General features: G+C 37.7%; 14 protein-coding genes. 5 read left to right on the top strand and 9 right to left on the bottom strand.

Annotated features, from left to right (window positions below):
- Positions 1–97 precede the first annotated feature (97 nt).
- The 4 genes from M0R16_01955 to M0R16_01940 all read right to left on the bottom strand — a co-directional run bounded on the left by M0R16_01955 (position 98) and on the right by M0R16_01940 (position 5,792).
- Positions 98–1,819: an Ig-like domain-containing protein gene (locus tag M0R16_01955; protein ID MCK9611644.1), complete on the bottom strand. Its 1,722-nt coding sequence runs from the start codon at positions 1,817–1,819 to the stop codon at positions 98–100.
- A 77-nt stretch (positions 1,820–1,896) separates the two neighbouring features.
- On the bottom strand, positions 1,897–3,321 hold the full coding sequence (gene ahcY / locus M0R16_01950) for an adenosylhomocysteinase (GenBank protein MCK9611643.1): 1,425 nt from the start codon (positions 3,319–3,321) through the stop codon (positions 1,897–1,899).
- A gap of 90 nt (positions 3,322–3,411) precedes the next feature.
- Positions 3,412–4,119 carry a response regulator transcription factor gene (locus tag M0R16_01945; GenBank protein ID MCK9611642.1) on the bottom strand — a complete coding sequence of 236 codons (708 nt, stop codon included), beginning with the start codon at positions 4,117–4,119 and terminating at the stop codon, positions 3,412–3,414.
- An 8-nt stretch (positions 4,120–4,127) separates the two neighbouring features.
- Positions 4,128–5,792 carry a HAMP domain-containing histidine kinase gene (locus M0R16_01940; GenBank protein ID MCK9611641.1) on the bottom strand — a complete coding sequence of 555 codons (1,665 nt, stop codon included), beginning with the start codon at positions 5,790–5,792 and terminating at the stop codon, positions 4,128–4,130.
- A gap of 236 nt (positions 5,793–6,028) precedes the next feature.
- On the opposite strand from M0R16_01940, the gene M0R16_01935 reads away from it, so the two are divergent.
- The gene (locus M0R16_01935; GenBank protein MCK9611640.1) at positions 6,029–7,372 is read left to right on the top strand and encodes a glucose-6-phosphate isomerase; all 1,344 of its coding nucleotides are present in this window, start codon (positions 6,029–6,031) and stop codon (positions 7,370–7,372) included.
- Here M0R16_01935 and M0R16_01930 read toward each other — a convergent pair.
- Complete coding sequence (locus M0R16_01930; protein ID MCK9611639.1) at positions 7,365–7,880, bottom strand: thioredoxin family protein; 516 nt, start codon at positions 7,878–7,880, stop codon at positions 7,365–7,367. The two genes, M0R16_01935 and M0R16_01930, sit on opposite strands and share 8 nt — an antisense overlap.
- Before the next feature lie 187 nt (positions 7,881–8,067).
- Here M0R16_01930 and M0R16_01925 point away from each other — a divergent pair, with 187 nt between their 5' ends.
- On the top strand, positions 8,068–10,509 hold the full coding sequence (locus M0R16_01925) for a T9SS type A sorting domain-containing protein (protein MCK9611638.1): 2,442 nt from the start codon (positions 8,068–8,070) through the stop codon (positions 10,507–10,509).
- A gap of 68 nt (positions 10,510–10,577) precedes the next feature.
- Here M0R16_01925 and M0R16_01920 read toward each other — a convergent pair whose 3' ends face one another.
- Both M0R16_01920 and lepA read right to left on the bottom strand, forming a co-directional pair.
- Positions 10,578–11,318, bottom strand: a complete 741-nt coding sequence (locus M0R16_01920; GenBank protein ID MCK9611637.1) for a YebC/PmpR family DNA-binding transcriptional regulator — start codon at positions 11,316–11,318, stop codon at positions 10,578–10,580.
- 42 nt (positions 11,319–11,360) lie between these two features.
- On the bottom strand, positions 11,361–13,145 hold the full coding sequence (gene lepA, locus M0R16_01915) for a translation elongation factor 4 (protein ID MCK9611636.1): 1,785 nt from the start codon (positions 13,143–13,145) through the stop codon (positions 11,361–11,363).
- A 113-nt stretch (positions 13,146–13,258) separates the two neighbouring features.
- Between lepA and M0R16_01910 the strand changes: the two genes are divergently transcribed.
- A complete protein-coding gene (locus tag M0R16_01910) occupies positions 13,259–13,807 on the top strand; it encodes a 1-acyl-sn-glycerol-3-phosphate acyltransferase (GenBank protein ID MCK9611635.1) in 549 nt (182 codons plus the stop codon).
- Positions 13,808–13,851: 44 nt separating this feature from the next.
- Here M0R16_01910 and M0R16_01905 read toward each other — a convergent pair whose 3' ends face one another.
- Together M0R16_01905 and M0R16_01900 are read right to left on the bottom strand one after the other, a co-directional pair.
- Entirely contained in the window at positions 13,852–15,147 is a 1,296-nt protein-coding gene (locus M0R16_01905) for an MFS transporter (GenBank protein ID MCK9611634.1), read from the bottom strand.
- 309 nt (positions 15,148–15,456) lie between these two features.
- Complete coding sequence (locus tag M0R16_01900; protein ID MCK9611633.1) at positions 15,457–16,440, bottom strand: adenosine kinase; 984 nt, start codon at positions 16,438–16,440, stop codon at positions 15,457–15,459.
- A gap of 203 nt (positions 16,441–16,643) precedes the next feature.
- On the opposite strand from M0R16_01900, the gene M0R16_01895 reads away from it, so the two are divergent.
- Positions 16,644–17,042: a hypothetical protein gene (locus M0R16_01895; GenBank protein MCK9611632.1), complete on the top strand. Its 399-nt coding sequence runs from the start codon at positions 16,644–16,646 to the stop codon at positions 17,040–17,042.
- A 157-nt stretch (positions 17,043–17,199) separates the two neighbouring features.
- Positions 17,200–17,682, top strand: a complete 483-nt coding sequence (locus M0R16_01890; GenBank protein ID MCK9611631.1) for a hypothetical protein — start codon at positions 17,200–17,202, stop codon at positions 17,680–17,682.
- The last annotated feature ends 1 nt before the right edge of the window (position 17,683 follow it).

Raw genomic sequence — 17,683 nt, 5'->3', positions numbered from 1 at the left:
TTTTTTTGCAAAAATACACTTCTTTAAACAATAATGTTAAAAATAGTTAAAAATAATTATTAACTACCAAATTAGGTTTTTAACAAACAATCATTATTTATTGCAGCACAAAATCAAATTCGGTATCCCAGTTTGCACGTATATTTATTTGCTGGGGGAAGTAAAATACCGGCTCAGGTTGTTTTCTTTTAAAATAATCTCCTGTATCCCATTTGTCATTTTTATTTACATCTTCAACAATACGAATTTTATAATTTGCCGGTATTAAATTCTCGAAAACAATCTGGTTGTTACCTGCATTTTTCTGAGAAATAAGAGTATTGCTCTCAGTTAATAATTGAATGAGATACTTCTTTTCAATGCTTTCATGCTTTAATGTAAAAAATAATTTACCATAATCTTCCGGACTGTTTGTTGTAAAAGTAACTTTCAGGCTGTCGTTAGTCAATTTATAAATGTCGGTAAAAGCTCCTGGCAATACGAGTAAATTATATGTAGTTTTTGGCTGCCAGTCATAATTTATGACACATGTCCTTTTTACAGGATTTTCATCCAGAGATGCTCTAAAAGTAACCGGAATCAACAGGCTGTCTTTTTTTTCAGATAAAATGATTTTCGATGAATCGAAAGAGGCAAGAGGGTTTGCACATTTCAGCAGCAGGAGTTTATAATAAGGCAGCGAACCTGAACTTGCAGAAGATGATAATGCCAATTTGCTTATTTCCTCAACATTTTTACCACCGGGTTTGTGTGGCTTTTTATCATCTGTTGGCTTTTGCCTTAATGCAATCGTCACAGTATCAACAATATATTCATCATCAACAATTTCAAGTTTCAGGGAATCTGCATCCGGGTCCATAAGCCAGCAGGTAAGTGTATCCTTGCTTAGTGAGAATTCATCTGTTTTCCAGTTTTCGGGTAAAATTTTGTTCAACACATTTATTTTTAACTCTTTTACCGGATTCTTAAAAATCAATTTAATCTGCCGGTAAACTTCTGAACGTGCTTTCAACAATTTTTGAACAGAATCGGGCTGTAAAAACATTTTAAGTTCAATATTTCTGACAACTTCCGGCACATAGGTGGAATCCGCTTTTGCCAGGCTGTCAGATTTTTTATTGATGTATTGTGGCGTTCGCAGACTATCGGAAAAAGCAATACTTTCGTTGGGTTGGTTGAATAACAAATCTGAATTCATATCTGACAGTGCAAATATTTTAAACCTGCCGGGCTTAATGTGTTTAAGAATAAACTTCCCCTTTGCGTTGGTTTTTGTAATATAAAGCGGTTTTTGCTTTACGGGAGTTGAATCTTCGTCGTTGTCATAAAGCATAATATAAACGCCTTTTACCGGCTCCAGAGAGAGTGCATCTATGATTATACCCTGCATTTGCAATGAATCCATAATGCCGCCTCTTGAAAAAGAAAATTCATAATTGGAAATGGGATTGTCTTCTGTTATATCACAAACAGACTCTCCGAAATAAATCGTATATACGGTCGAATCTTTCAGGCTGTCGGGCAAATTAATGATGATGGATTTTCCTTTGATACCAAATTCAAATTCTTCATCGGTGGGCGGCGAAACCACCACCTGGCCGGCCTGGTCTTTCAGGGAAACATACTCATTAAAAGTAATTTTTATTTTTTTATCTTTAAAATTTACTGCATAATTTGCCGGTTCGGAAGACTTTACCATAGGGGGAATATTATCTCTGGGCCCGCCCGATGGTGAAACAATATTGGCACAGGAAATGACAAAAAGTATAAATAAAAATACTATAATTATATTTATTGTCTTTTCTATTTTCCTCAACATGTCATCACTTCATGTAAAAAAACCAAATCTCTGTATATGCTTAAAAAATTTGCCCTGCACTTGTTAACTGCTAACTGCTAATACCTGTAATGTTCTGCCTTGTATGGCCCTTCAACCGGAACACCAATGTAATCGGCTTGTTCTTTTGTAAGTTTTGTCAGTTTAACTCCGATTTTTTCAAGATGCAGGCGGGCAACTTCTTCGTCAAGATATTTTGGGAGCCTGTAAACATCAATTTTATAAATGTCCCTGTTTTTCCATAAATCAATCTGGGCAAGGGTTTGATTGGTGAATGAATTGCTCATCACAAAGGAAGGATGCCCTGTGGCACAACCCAGGTTAACTAGGCGGCCTTCGGCAAGCATAAAGATGGCATGGCCATCAGGGAAAATGTATTTGTCAACCTGTGGCTTAATGGTAATTTTCTTAATTCCGCGAAAATTTTCCAGTTTATCCACCTGAATTTCATTATCAAAATGCCCAATATTGCAAACAATAGCCTGGTCGTTCATTTTTGCCATGTGCTCAACGGTAATAACATCGCGATTTCCGGTAGTGGTAACAAAAATATTCCCTTCTGCCAGAGTGTTTTCCACCAGCGAAACTTCAAAGCCTTCCATGGCCGCCTGAAGGGCGCATATCGGATCAATTTCAGTTACAATGACACGGGCGCCGTAAGACCTCATGGATTTTGCACAGCCTTTGCCCACATCGCCGTAACCTAAAACCACTACCACTTTTCCTGCTATCATCACATCCGTAGCTCGTTTTATTCCATCGGCAAGCGATTCGCGGCAGCCGTAAAGGTTATCAAATTTCGATTTGGTAACGGAATCATTCACATTTATGGCCGGGACAAGGAGTTCTCCTTTTTCAAACATTTGATAAAGACGGTGAACGCCGGTGGTGGTTTCTTCCGAAACACCTTTCCAGTCTTTCACCAGATTATGCCATTTCCCGGGTTCTTCAAGCAGAACTTTTTTCAGCAGGTTGAGGATTACCTGTTCTTCATTGCTGTTTGCTTTTTTATCAAGAATTGCAGCATCATTTTCCGCATGATATCCTTTGTGAATCAGTAAAGTGGCATCACCGCCGTCATCAACCACAAGTTGCGGGCCTTTTCCTCCGGGGAAAGATAATGCCTGAAGCGTGCACCACCAATAATCTTCGAGGGTTTCGCCTTTCCATGCAAATACGGGGACACCTGTTTTGGCGATAGCTGCCGCAGCGTGGTCCTGGGTTGAAAAAATATTACAGCTTGCCCAACGCACATCAGCTCCGAGTTCTTTTAGTGTTTCGATAAGTACGGCTGTTTGTATCGTCATATGCAAAGAGCCGGAAATTCTTACATCTTTTAATGGTTTTTCTTTTCCATATTTTTCGCGTAAAGCCATAAGCCCCGGCATTTCCTTTTCGGCAATTTCAATTTCTTTTCTGCCCCATTCTGCCAGGTTAATATCTGCGACTTTATATGCAATCTTTTGAGTCATAATTGTTTCCATTTAGTATAAAATTTAAGAGCACAAAGGTACACATTTCTGTTGACCTGTTGGCGGCAAGATAAAACAATATTTTCCAATGCTGTGATTTTCTTAAACAGGTTCAATGTTTCCAACCAGCTTGAACCCTGTTCCGTGAACATTTATCAGTTCCACACTATTATCTTCTTTCAGGTACTTGCGCAGCTTTGTTATATAAACATCCATGCTTCTTGCATTGAAATAACTATCGTCATGCCAGATTTCTTTTAACGCAATACTGCGGTCAAGAACATCGTTGGCATATTCACAAAGCAGGCGTAATAGTTCAGATTCCTTAGAAGTCAGCTTCTGCTCATTGTTCTGAAAAGCCAGCAACTGCCGGGTATTATCAAATATATAATTTCCAAGTTTGTAAGTATGAACTGGGACTCCTGTTTTTTCGTTTCCCGCTGAACGGCGCAATATTGCTGTCATACGCATCAAAAGTTCTTCCATGCTGAAAGGTTTTGTGATATAGTCGTCAGCACCAAGCTGAAAACCCTTAAGAATATCCTCCTGCATGGACTTGGCTGTTAAAAAAAGTATAGGGATTTTTTTATCTTTTTTCCTGATTTCTTTTGCCAGCGTAAAGCCATCTTTTAAGGGCATCATTATATCAAAAACGCAGAGGTCGTAATTTTCTGCCATATAAGCATTTAACGCATCATCACCATTTACACAAAGCATTGTGGTAAACCCTTTTACCTCCAGATAAGTTTTCAGAACTTCTCCAAGGTTTTTGTCATCTTCTGCTAATAATATTTTAATGTTCTTTTTCATATACATTATTATTTTTTACAATCAAAAGGCAGAAAAATAAAAATTGTGGTTCCTTTTTTAATTTCACTTTCCACGTTTACTTTTCCGCCATGTGTTTCCACAATAGTTTTCACATAATGAAGCCCCAGTCCGAAACCTTTTACATTGTGGACATTACCGGTGTTCACCCTGTATAACCTGTCAAATATTTTCTTCTGGTTTGCTTTGCTTATTCCAATGCCATTATCGCAAACGGTGATATGAATCCCCTTGTTGTCACTGTTGGTTTTAACAATGATATACGGGTTCACAATGGAATACTTGTTGGCATTATCAATCACGTTATATATAACATTTGTTATGTGGGTTTTATCGGCGCTTATTAAAGTGTTTTCTGCATTAAGCTCTGTTTTTATCATACCTTTTTTCACCTCAACCTGTATCCGGATGCTTTGGACAGTTTCATTAATAATTTTGTGTATATCAATGAGTTCGGTATGTAAATTTACCTGTCCTTTGTCAATCACAGCCGTTTGCAATATTTTCTCAGCCATAGCGCCCAGCCTTTTGTTCTCTTCATTTATAACACGAATATAATTATTATATAGTGGTTGTGATTTTTCCACACTGTTATCGGACAATACTTCACAGGAAAGTGCAATGGTTGAAATAGGGGTTTTAAACTCGTGTGTCATATTATTGATGAAGTCGTTTTTCATTTCCGATAGTTTCTTTTGCTTAAAAATTGTAATTATTGTGTAACTAAACGAAAAAGCAATGATAAAAATCAGAATGAAAGAAAGTAAAATCATCTGCCAGTTTTGCATAAAAAGATAAGCTGCTTTGTTAGGGAAATAAATCATAAGATATTCCGGGGTCATAAACAAATCCCTCGGAAAAATATTGAAAGCATAACCTTCTTCAAGTAGTTTTTTATGATAATGCCCTGTTTTTTCAATAATCATAACATTTCTCAACGGGCTGTAAACACCAAATTCGTAGTCGGAATAAATATTTTTTTTTCGCAATTCCTCTTGTATCATTGAATCAAGAATAATAAAATTCAACCTGTTTTCAATATCATCGTAGTGTTTAAAATTAAACAGGTCGTTAAACACATCATTTACAAGCGTTGTTCTGTCAAGATATTTGTCTATATTCTCTTTCAGAATATCAACTTCCTTCGACAACATGCTATCAATACCATAAGATAATCCGGGAATATCAGAAATTACAGGAGAAGACGGGTCGGGAGAATTCATTCGTTTTTTAATAGTAACAATGGTAGTGTCATAGGTTTTAATAATTTCGCCGGTGTGCTCCTGTAAAACCGTTACATTTATTTTTTCGCTGGTAACATTAAAGATGTTTTTTGATACCTGAGAACTGTCATTATCCAAAGTATCTGCATTAACAGATTCAATTTCCTTTGCATACACTCTGTTTATAGAATCAATGGTTTGCATTATTTTTTTTCCCTGTTTGTTCCGATACATTTTGGAACGTATCTGCTCTGCAATTTCAAGCTTTTCCAGCTTATAAATCACATTGTTCATGGCCTCATTGATACTTCTCGTAAAATTTGCTTCTCCCATGGCAATGGCGTTTTTCATCCAGTAAAATTGAATGGAAAACAACACTATCATTGCCATCATCATCAGGAAAATCACCAGGTAAACCACCTTTTTATTCATCAAATCTATTTATCTAAATTAACAAATATTAACTATTATTAACCTATCTTAACAGAGCGAGGTATCTTTTTATGCGTACCTTTATTCCGTTAAAATAATTTTTGTATTATATAAATAATTAATTATTAAAAATTTTTGGTTATTATAATTTTGGTTATTAATTTCTAAGGAAGAGCGGATTTAACCGCTCTTTTTTATTTTATATTTTATAATTTCACACCAAAATTAAGAAAAAAATGAAAAGCATCAAAATAAACATTGACAGGGTGATTCCTTTTGTTAGCTATGATATAATTAAATCGCTTCAAAAAGAAGCAAATATTGCATACAAACAACTAAATGGAAAAGCAGGCAAGGGCAATGATTTTCTGGGATGGCTTCATTTACCCGGCAAAATTTTTAAATCAAAATCATATAATAAAATCATCACAGAATCGGAGCGCATCAAAAAAATTTCTGAAGTAATTGTCGTCATTGGAATAGGTGGTTCTTATCTGGGAGCAAGAGCTGTTATTTCGGCACTTAGCCATAGCTTCCCTGAATATAAAAAAGGGCATCCCCGGATACTTTATGCAGGGCACAATATAAGCAGTAGTTATCTGAATGACCTGTTAAATTTTCTCAATAATAAGGATTATAGCATCGTAGTCATATCCAAGTCGGGAACTACCACCGAGCCGGCACTCGCTTTCCGGCTTTTAAAAAAACACATTGAAAAAAAATACGGAAAAATAAATGCCGGAAAACGCATTATCGCTATAACCGATAAAGAAAAAGGTGCCCTGAAAAAACTGGCAGACAAAGAAAACTACACTACTTTTATTATTCCCGATGATGTAGGAGGCAGATACTCTGTTTTTTCCCCGGTTGGATTGCTTCCTGTCGCAGTTGCAGGGTTTGATATTTCTTCGTTTTTAAGAGGGGGGGCATATATGCAGAATGAATTATTAAAATCACCTGCATTTAAAGATAACCCTGCATGCTTATATGCAGCATTAAGAAATGCATTATACCGTACTAATAAATCCATCGAAATCATGGCCAGTTTTGAGCCGGAATTTTTTTATATTACGGAATGGTGGAAACAGTTATTCGGAGAAAGTGAAGGAAAAGACGGAAAGGGGATTTTCCCCGCGGGTGTAATTTTCAGCACGGATTTACATTCGTTGGGGCAATACATACAAGAAGGACAAAGAATCATCTTTGAAACCATGCTTCTTACTGAAAAGCCCCGGGCATTGCTGAAAGTTCCGCATGAAAAAACTGATGATGATGGATTAAACTATCTCGCAGACAAAAGCATTCATGATATAAATTGTATGGCTACCCTGGGAACCTCTGTAGCTCACACCGACGGTGGAGTACCGGTTATTGAAATACGTATTCCGGAAATAAATGAATTTTATCTCGGACAGTTATTGTATTTCTTTGAATTTGCCTGTGGCATCAGTGGATATATGCTTGATGTAAATCCTTTTGACCAGCCGGGTGTTGAAGCATACAAGAATAATATGTTCGCCCTGCTGGGCAAACCCGGATTTGAAAAACAACAAAAAGAAATCTTAAAGAAAATCAATTAGATAATATTTCAAGCATGTCTTTTTCAAGGCTGTTAACAGGAGTTTCAATGATACGGCCTATTTCTTTTTCACCCTTATAAAAAATAAATGTAGGAACTTTTTCTATGTTACATTTTGTTTTGACATCCATGCCCTCTGCTTCTTTATTCCGGTCAACACAAAATATTTCGAAACTTTCAAATTGAGTTTCTGACAAATCCAGAATTTTAAAAAAGCGTGGCACCTGTTCTTTGCTATCGCCGCACCATGTTCCCAGCACCAAAACACAACTTATTTCACTAAACAAGCCTTTAAACTCATTCAAAACCGCTTCATCAGGTTTGTAAGCCGGGTATTCCAGATAATAATCTTCAGCAAACGGGCAGGACAATAAACCCTCACGGGTACATATCCCAACAAGTATATTTTTCTGGCTTTTTTCATCAAACATCTTTTTATTTACATCCTGTGCCATAATGATGTTGCCGGATAAAGACAAAACAACCATAAATAAAAAAACTTTATTCATAAATTATTGTTTTCAGACGAACAATTATTTTTACTGTTAAAACACAAAGATACAATGTTATTTGAATATTTTGTTAATTCAAAAAAATGCCCTTAAAAAAATAAATTTCCCTAATAACTAATTTTATATAAATAAATAGCTTAAACTTGCAGTAAAGAAATTATTTATTCACTAAAACTCAAAAAAAATGAAAAAAATTACATTTACAATGATCACAGCTTTTTTAGTCGCATTTAGTTTATGCGCCCAAAAAGCAAATCAAAACAATCTTCAAAGTGTTTTGAATTTAAGTTCTTCCCCTAGTGTAAATGCAGGAAACAAATATTTTGCTGAAGGCAAAACAGTTAAACTGCATAATATCTTAAACACAAAAGCCACCATTTTTTCTGAAGATTTCAGTGATGGTATTTTGCCTGTAGGATGGGACACTATTGACAACACAGGCGGTGGAGTTTGGGTGTTTAACAATCCGGGTGAACAAATAATTAACACAACAACGGCAGCAAATGGTTTTGCCATTTTTGACAGCGATGATTTAGGTAATGATGGATTGGCAGAAAATGCCGATTTAATTTCACCGGCATTTGATTGCTCAGGTTTAACTGCTGTTAAACTATCATTTGAACATTATTTTGAAGCCGGATTTGGCGGATCTGCAGAAGTATTTGTCAGCGGTGACAATGGAACAAATTGGACATCTTTGCAGGCTTGGAGTGCAACATCAACTGCAAATGCAGAAGCTGCAGAATATAATATTTCTGCTATAGCTGCCGGACATTCTCAAGTAAAAATCAAATGGAGATGGATCGGAGATTATTCATGGTACTGGGCTGTTGATGATATTCTGGTTTTTGCACCTGAAACACATGACCTGACCGTTACAAATATAACACCTAAAGGATTCCTTCTTTCAGGCTCCACAGTTGCTCCTGTGGTTACAGTTGAAAATGTTGGTGCTACTGCTGAAGCTAGTTATTCAGTTACATTAAAAGACGGCGCAGCTTATAACCAAACGGTCAATGTTTCTACTTCAATTGCTCCTGACTCCACTTATGATGTTACATTCCCGAACTGGACTCCCGCTGATGGCGATAATACTTTAACGGCATTTGTTACTGTTGCACTTGACGGGAATACTGCTAACGATACTTTAGACCAAGACGTTACGGTAACACCCCAGGCCTGGGTAGCAGCAACCGGTACAATTCCGGCCCCTGTTTATTTAGGAGCTTCTGCAGGATATTTCAACGGGACAAATCATTTTCTTTATTCCATTGGAGGCAATGATAATGTATCGGGCATTGGAACAAATCTCTCGATTTATAATATTGAAACAAGCACATGGAGCGCTGGAGCAGTGATGCCTGATACGAGTCTTGTGAACTGCGCTGTGACTGTTGGGGATTACATCTATGTATTACAGGGTTCAGATGCTAATAGTGTTTATACCAATGTTTTTTACAAATATGATATTGCAGGTAATTCCTGGTCAACTTTAGCAAATCTACCTATTGCTTTAGGATGGACAAATATCGCAGCAATAAATGGAAACATATATTGTGTTGGTGGTCACAATGGCAGCAGTGCTGTAAATACTACCTATCGTTATAATATTTCTACAAATACGTGGACAACATCCAGTGCTATTTCTTCTATTACAGGAGTATTCGGAGGTAGTTTAGTTGCAACTGATAATAAGTTGGTTTATATTCAGGGTATTGTTAATGATGTTATTAGCGGTAATGTTTATATTGGAACCGTTGATGGCTCCAACCCTGATCTTATTACTTGGACTAGTGGAGCTGTTTGTCCTACGGGTGGGGTTTATAAAATCAAGGCTGATTTATGGTCCCCTTGTGAAGTAATTTATACAGGAGGCAATGATGGTGTTGCTGGCGGTTACTGGGGAGCCGTGCCAAAAACTTATATTTATAATATTATAAATAATTCATGGACTGCGCTACAGGATAAAACAACTCCTGCAATAGGATACGCAGCAGCAACGTTCCTTATAGATGACGAAATCAGATACTATGTTGCAACCGGATTCGATGCTTCAGGTGCAGGGCAGTTGAGTAATGTAGAATATTTTAGCTCACCACTTCCCACAGAAATTCTGACTTTCGATTTTAACGGGCTGACACCAGCTGTTGTCGGCGTTGTAAATGCTACAAGTCATACGGTATCGCTTATTGTTCCTTTTGGTACAGATGTCACTGCCTTAATACCAACTATTGTTACATCATGCGGAACAACAATTTCCCCCGAAAGCGGCGTAGCTCAGGATTTTACAAATCCTGTTACATATACAGTAACTGCAACTGATGGCGTTACAACTCAGAACTGGACAGTAACAGTAAATGTAGCTCCAGCAGGAATTGATGATAATAATGCCAATGAAACACTCAGTGTTTATCCAAACCCATCAAAAGATATTGTTAATGTAATCATGAACACCACAATAAAACAGATTGTGATTGTTAATCTTCAGGGACAAGTGGTGTCAGAAACATTGGTTCAGAGCAACGAGGCTACAATTAATACTTCTGATTTAATCAATGGTATTTATTTCCTGCGTATTTATACCGACAATGGAGTTACCATGAGAAAAATCCAAATCCTGAAATAACAACAGGTTTTTATTATAAAAAAAGAGCAGCCGCCTGGCTGCTCTTTTTTTTATCATTAAATCAGCGATTAAATTTCCGCTATAAGTTCATCCGTTAATTCCAGGTTGTGATATACATTTTGCACATCATCATCATCTTCGAAAACTTCAATCAGCCTGAGTACCTTCTGGGAAGACTCTTTATCTAAAGAAGTGGTTGTTTTAGGGATACGCTGTAATTCTGCGCTTTCCACCTCCAGCTTCAATTCTTCAAGTTTCTTTAGCATGGGACCAAAGTTTTCAAGAGCAGTAGTAATTACAATAGTGTCATCTTCATAATCAATATCCTCTGCACCAGCATCAATTATTTCCATCTCGAACTCATCTGTGTTGATATTTCCTTTAGAAAGACGAAAAATTCCTTTGCGATCAAAAATAAAACTTAAAGAACCATTGGTTCCAAGGTTTCCACCATGCTTGTTGAAATAAGACCGGATATTGGAGACGGTACGCTGCACATTGTCTGTTGCACATTCAATATATATGGCAATTCCGTTAGGTGCGTAGCCTTCATAAGTAACTTCCGAATAACTGGAAGCATCTTTGTCAGAAGCCTTATTTATGGCTCTCTGAACATTTTCCTTGGGCATGTTTGCGCCCTTGGCATTAGCGATGGCCAGCCTCAGTTTCGGATTGCCGTCGGGGTCAGGGCCACCTTCTTTAACTGCAATATTTATCTCTTTAATAATTCTGGAGAAAATCTTTGACCTCTTTGAGTCAAGGGCTCCCTTTTTTCTTTTGATTGTTGACCACTTATTATGTCCTGACATAGGTTTATATTTTTCGACGATGTAAAATTAGTAAAAAAAGTGCTAAAGTTTCAAAACGGCCAAAAATGCCGATTGTGGAACCTCTACGCTGCCAATCTGCCTCATGCGTTTTTTTCCTTTTTTTTGTTTTTCCAGCAGTTTTCTTTTGCGTGTGATATCTCCGCCGTAACATTTAGCTGTTACATCTTTGCGTACCGGTCTGATGGTTTCGCGGGCAATTATTTTCGAGCCGATGGCTGCCTGTATAGCTACTTCGTATTGTTGCCTGGGTATTAGTTCTTTTAATTTTTCGCACATTTTTCGCCCTACATCATAAGCATAGTCTCTGTGTATAAGTGTTGATAAAGCATCCACCATTTCCCCGTTAAGCAAGATATCCAGGCGAACAAGATGAGCAGGCCTGTTGCCAATAATGTGATAATCAAAAGAGGCGTAACCGCGAGAAATACTCTTGAGTTTGTCATAAAAGTCAAAAACAATATCACTCAATGGCATCTCAAATGTGAGTTCAACCCTGTCGCTGGTAAGATATACCTGATTTTTAATAATACCTCTTTTTTCGATACACAAGGTCATTATCTGCCCGGTGTATTCTGATTTGGAAATAATCTGTGCCAGGATATATGGTTCTTCAATGTGTTCGATATTTGTTGCCGGAGGTAAGCCCGACGGATTGTGAACATCAATTTCCTCGCCTTTTGTTGTAAACACTTTAAAGGAAACATTGGGCACCGTCGTGATAACATCCATGTCAAACTCCCGGTACAAACGCTCCTGAATAATTTCCATATGCAGCAATCCGAGAAAACCGCAACGAAACCCAAATCCCAAAGCTGCGGAAGATTCCGGTTCAAAATGCAGAGAAGCATCGTTTAATTGTAATTTTTCAATCGAAACGCGCAACTCTTCGTAATCATCCGCATCCACTGGATAAACTCCCGCAAAAACCATAGGTTTCACATCCTGAAAGCCGGAAACAGCTTTGTCGCAAGGGGTTTCAACATGTGTAATGGTGTCCCCGACTTTCACTTCCTTAGCCGATTTTATACCCGAAATAATATAGCCGACTTCCCCTGCCGACATCTTTTCCTTAGGCTGATAATCAAGTTTCAGCACCCCTATCTCATCGGCATGATATTCGTGGTTTGTTGCATAAAACTTAACCAGGTCGTTGCGTTTCAGCGTACCGTTGAAAATACGGAAGTTGGCAATAATGCCCCTGTACGAATTAAAAACAGAGTCAAAAATCAGCGCTTGCAATGGTTTGTCGGGATCGCCTATCGGGCAGGGAATACGTACCACAATAGCTTCCAGAATTTCATCAATACCTGCTCCGAGTTTTGCGCTTGCTTCAATAATATCCTCTCGGCGGCACCCGATAAGGTCAACAATCTGGTCTTTCACTTCTTCGGGCATGGCACTTTCCATGTCCATTTTGTTAAGCACCGGAATTATTTCAAGCTCATGTTCCAAGGCCTGATAAAGATTTGATATGGTTTGTGCCTGTATTCCCTGGGTGGCATCAATTACTAATAACGCCCCTTCGCAGGCAGCTATGGAACGTGAAACCTCATAAGAAAAATCCACATGGCCTGGGGTATCGATGAGATTCATAAAATAATGTTCACCTTTGTAATCATATTCCATTTGTATGGCATGGCTTTTTATGGTAATGCCCCGCTCACGTTCCAGGTCCATATCATCAAGCACCTGGTCTTTGTATTCGCGTTCCGAAATAGCGCCTGTAGCTTCGAGCAAACGATCGGCCAACGTGCTTTTCCCGTGGTCAATGTGCGCTATAATACAAAAATTTCTGATATTTTTCACCGGCGCAAAAGTACTAAATTTTTGTTTTTTGTGTTAGTTTTGCACTTCAGGAATTTTGCCGGAAATTAAAAAACCGGTTTTGTTAAACATCGGAATTTAATATTTATTTATTAATGAGAAATTTTTTTCGTTTTATTTTGAAACTTTTCGGATGGAAACCTGTTTCGCTGATGCCTGAAAACATTGGCAACTGCATATTTCTTGTCGCTCCCCACACGAGTTTCTGGGATTTCCCCATAGGACTGTTTTCTGCCATTTCTCATAAACTCAATGCAAAATTCATGATCAAGAAAGAATATTTCCACTTCCCGCTCCGGCATTTATTAAAGTGGTGCGGAGGAATTCCTGTCGACCGTGCTCATGGCAGCAACGTGACAAAACATGTGGTTAATATTTTTAAAAATTCAAAAGACCTTTGCCTTATCATCACGCCCGAGGGCACACGCAAATACACCTCCAACTGGAAAAAAGGCTATTATTTCATTGCTAAAGCCGCTAAAATACCCATTGTGCTTTGCTATGTTGATTACAAGGAGAAAGTCTGTTGTGTTTCCGATGTAATTATTTATCCCAGCGGCAATTATGAAGAGGATTTCAAGATAATTGAAAAATTCTACAAAGGCAGAGTTGCCAAACATCCCGAGAGATATAATCTTGCCTAATAATTGTTGGATTTTTTTCCGAAAGCTCTGCAAAAAAAATTCTTCTACAACCCCTTCAAATCATATTTTTTTATTGACCTCATGGAAATAATTACGGCTATCAGCAAAAATACTATGCCCGTGATAAATGTCGCCGTAAAACCTATGAGCAGGTAAATTCCCAGTCCAAGCATAGGTGCAAAGAAAGAACGAAATCCTGTTAATGTCAGGTGTATGGCCTGGTAATCCGAAACTTCAGTTTTCGGGCTGAAATATGCCGAGCCTATGCTCCACAGCAATCCCATGGTGGCTGCAAAAACACCGTTAAAAATCATCGCAGCAAGCAAGGAATAATAGATTTTAATGCCCTTAAACCAAACAAACCAGGGAAAATATGACGTAAGCATAATAAACAGCAGGTAGAAAAGTAAGGAAGCAAAAGTGATGGCGGCAAAGCGCCTCGGGTCTATTTTTCCCATTAGTTTTCCAAACATGGGCAATATGATTATCGCCAGCAAATTATAAGAATTTTTATAGAAAGCCACACTCGAATAATTCAGCGAGAGCTCCTTCTGAAAAAATATGGCTATAACCGACACCGTGCCCATAAAAGCAAAACCATAAAACATAAAACCCGCTTCAAAGTCGCGAAAGGGTTTGTTGCCGGCCATTTTACGGCGCATATTTTTAATGTTCGCCCTGATGGATTTCCATAAGGGTAAAGCCGGCCTTGTAACAGTCAGGTTGCTGTTTTCAATGCGCGTGAGCAGCCATACAGAAAAAATTCCTGAAACAGACACAAACGGAAAAACATAGCGGTAGGCATCTTTGTCTGCATCAAGCAGCCAGCCGAATGCAAAGGTAACAATCAGCATAACGATTTTGTTCACTATGGTTGACCAGCTGTAAAGTATGCTGAAGTTGTAATGTGAGTAATTGGTTTTTAACAGCTGGTTTATCACTGGGTAAATAATAGGATTGGCAAAATAATACATCAAAAAAATGCCGAGAAAAATGTAGTGATATATGTAATTGTCAGCCGAATGGCTCAGTCCGGCAGGGAAAAAAAGAAGCAGAAACAAGGGAAGGCGTGTAATCAACCCCAGAAGAAATAAAAACTTTTTCACCTTTTTCACCCGGCGCATCCATTCATTAAGCAATATAGAAAATGTCAGCACAAATACGCTGAACTGAAACAAAACACTCACCCCGGCATCCGTGCCTGCCAGGCTTATCAGAAACACAAATTCGTTGAGTGCAAGTACGCCAAGTATAAAGCCTTCAATGATAGAATAAGCAAAATGAATCCGGAACGTGCTTTTTTCAAGTGTTCCGAGATTTAGTTTTTCAAATTGTAGCATTTGGGAATTTTGAGCTGCAAAAATAATTTTATTACCAACACAAAAATCCAGGGATTTTCAAAAAAATAAAATCATACCGATTGCACATTCAATATAGTCCAATGACGACTTTTCTTATTGGACTACTTTCATGTAACAACGGCATTAACCATTGTATTTTATTTTTTGTCCTTGGACTACAAAATAAATACAATTGGTATTAAACGGAGACAATAAGAAAAAATAAAACTTTAGATTTTTAACAATGTTTTTTCTTCAGCATTATAATGAAGCGCTTAGTCAGCTAAATCAATGATATAGGGAAATCCATTAATCCTTTGTGATTTTTTCAATATCTTTTTTAATTCGTTCCCATGATTTTGTATCCAGTTTTGCACCAACAACTTCTATCACTTTCGCAGCAATAAGCGAGCCTATGGCCCCGCATTTATCAAGCGAAAGGTTGTGCGCCAGCCCGTATATAAATCCGGCAGCGTAAGCATCTCCGGCACCGGTGGTATCAATACAATTTGCAGCTACCGCTTGTATTTTAAATATCTCATCCCCTCTTTTTACCAAAGAGCCATTCTTCCCTGTTTTGACCACCGCGATATCGCACATTTCAGCAATATAATTGAGCGCTTCATCGGGGTTTTTACCACACAGGGCCAAAGCTTCTTCTTCATTTGCAAAAACAATGTCAATACTATCACGAATAATCTGATTTAAAAAATCCACATTTTGTTCAACCACATTATAACTTGCCAGGTCAAGGCAAACTTTGAGTTTGTGCTGTGATGCCAATGTTAATGCTCTATTAATCAGGGCTCTGTTTTGCACCAGATAACCTTCCAGGTAAAGGTAATCATGCCCTTCAAAGAGTTCATCGCTCAGGTCTTCGGCAGTAAGTTCAATGGCAGCGCCAAGGTATGTAGCAAATGTTCTTTCCGAATCAGGGCTTATGAGTGCAATGGCCCTGCCGCTGTCGGCGCTTCCTTCAAACAACATAGGGATGATATTATTCTGGCGCATGTCATCGGCAAAAAACAGCCCGTAATTGTCTCTGCCTACTTTGCCAATAAAAGAAGAACTTATGCCCAGATTGGCGATACCATGAATGGTGTTGGCTGCAGAGCCGCCCGACGACAATTCCTTTTTAAGTGTATCGGTTTTGGATAATATTTCCGATGACAGGTCGAAGTCAACAAGCTGCATACTTCCTTTCTTAATATGAATCTCCTTTAAAAAATCCTCTGATTCCAGAAGAGTCATGATATCCACCAGGGCATTGCCAATTCCTAAAATTTTTTTCATGTGCTGTTTTTTTAAAATGCAAAAGTATAAAAGATTATTCTAACTATCCTGAAAGCAAGAGAACAAAGCATTAATATAGCAAAAAATCAATTCCAAAAAGGGTTTTATATTTCATTCAAATTAAAATTCACAAAAAACTTTTTGTAAATTCTCTTGATAATTAAAAAAATTACGATATTTGATGTGATAAATACACAGTCATCATGAAAACAAATTTTCTGTGCCCCCATTGTAAAGGGCATTTAAGAGTATCCAACAGTATCATTTTCCTGACAAAAACATCCAAAGGTAAATCAGGCCTGTTGCTGGTAAGCTCTGAACTCGGCGATTACACCGTTAAAATGCATCCCGAATACAGCGACTTTAAGGAGGGTGAAATAGTGAATTTCATTTGTCCCATTTGTTACGAAAACTTAGACGCTAAAGAATACAGTAAAAACCTTGCAAAGATAATCATGCAGGAAGAAGACGGCAGCGAATCCATCATTGTTTTTTCCAAGATTACCGGTGAAAAATGTACTTATAAGATCCATAAAGGAAGAGTAAAATCTTATGGCAATGATGCCGATGGATACAAAAGTGCATTTGGCGATTTATTCTGAAATTTCCTGAACTACATGTTCTCAAACAGAAAATCATTTTATTTTTCTTAAGAATAATTATCAATATTCCTGAACCCATAAAAAAAGCCGTTTTTCAACGGCTTTTTTGTTTTAAGGATTTTATTAATTTTACATACCTATTTTTACTCTATTAGCAATGAATGATAATTTAGACGAAAACAAACAAAAAGGCGATGCCTTTGAAAAATGGGTGGTAAAAAAGTTCGACCGAGATTATTTTCAGGTTGAAGAATGGCGAAGCGACAAATACGTGGATGGCATATACCCGGTATCAAACCATTTTCCCGACCTTGAAATTAGTTTCTCTTTGCCGGGGAAGGACATAAACAAGACCTTTGCCGTTGAGTGTAAATGGCGTAAAAATCTTTACAAAGGCGGTATTAATTGGGCAGAAGAATATCAGGTAAAAAATTACGCTGAATATGCAGCCATGCTCAAAATTCCCGTTTTTGTCATTTTGGGTGTAGGCGGCGAGCCCGACAAACCCGAATCCGTTTATATCATTCCTTTACAAAAACTTCAGTATAAATTCTGTACCGGGACATACTTAAACAAATTCCGGCACATAAATATTGACAAAAACTTCTTTTACGATTTTGAAAAATCTAAACTCCTTTAGT

The sequence above is a fragment of the Bacteroidales bacterium genome, from assembly GCA_023228145.1.
Lineage (GTDB): Bacteria > Bacteroidota > Bacteroidia > Bacteroidales > CAIWKO01 > CAIWKO01.
This window is presented reverse-complemented; position numbering and strand designations above follow the sequence as displayed.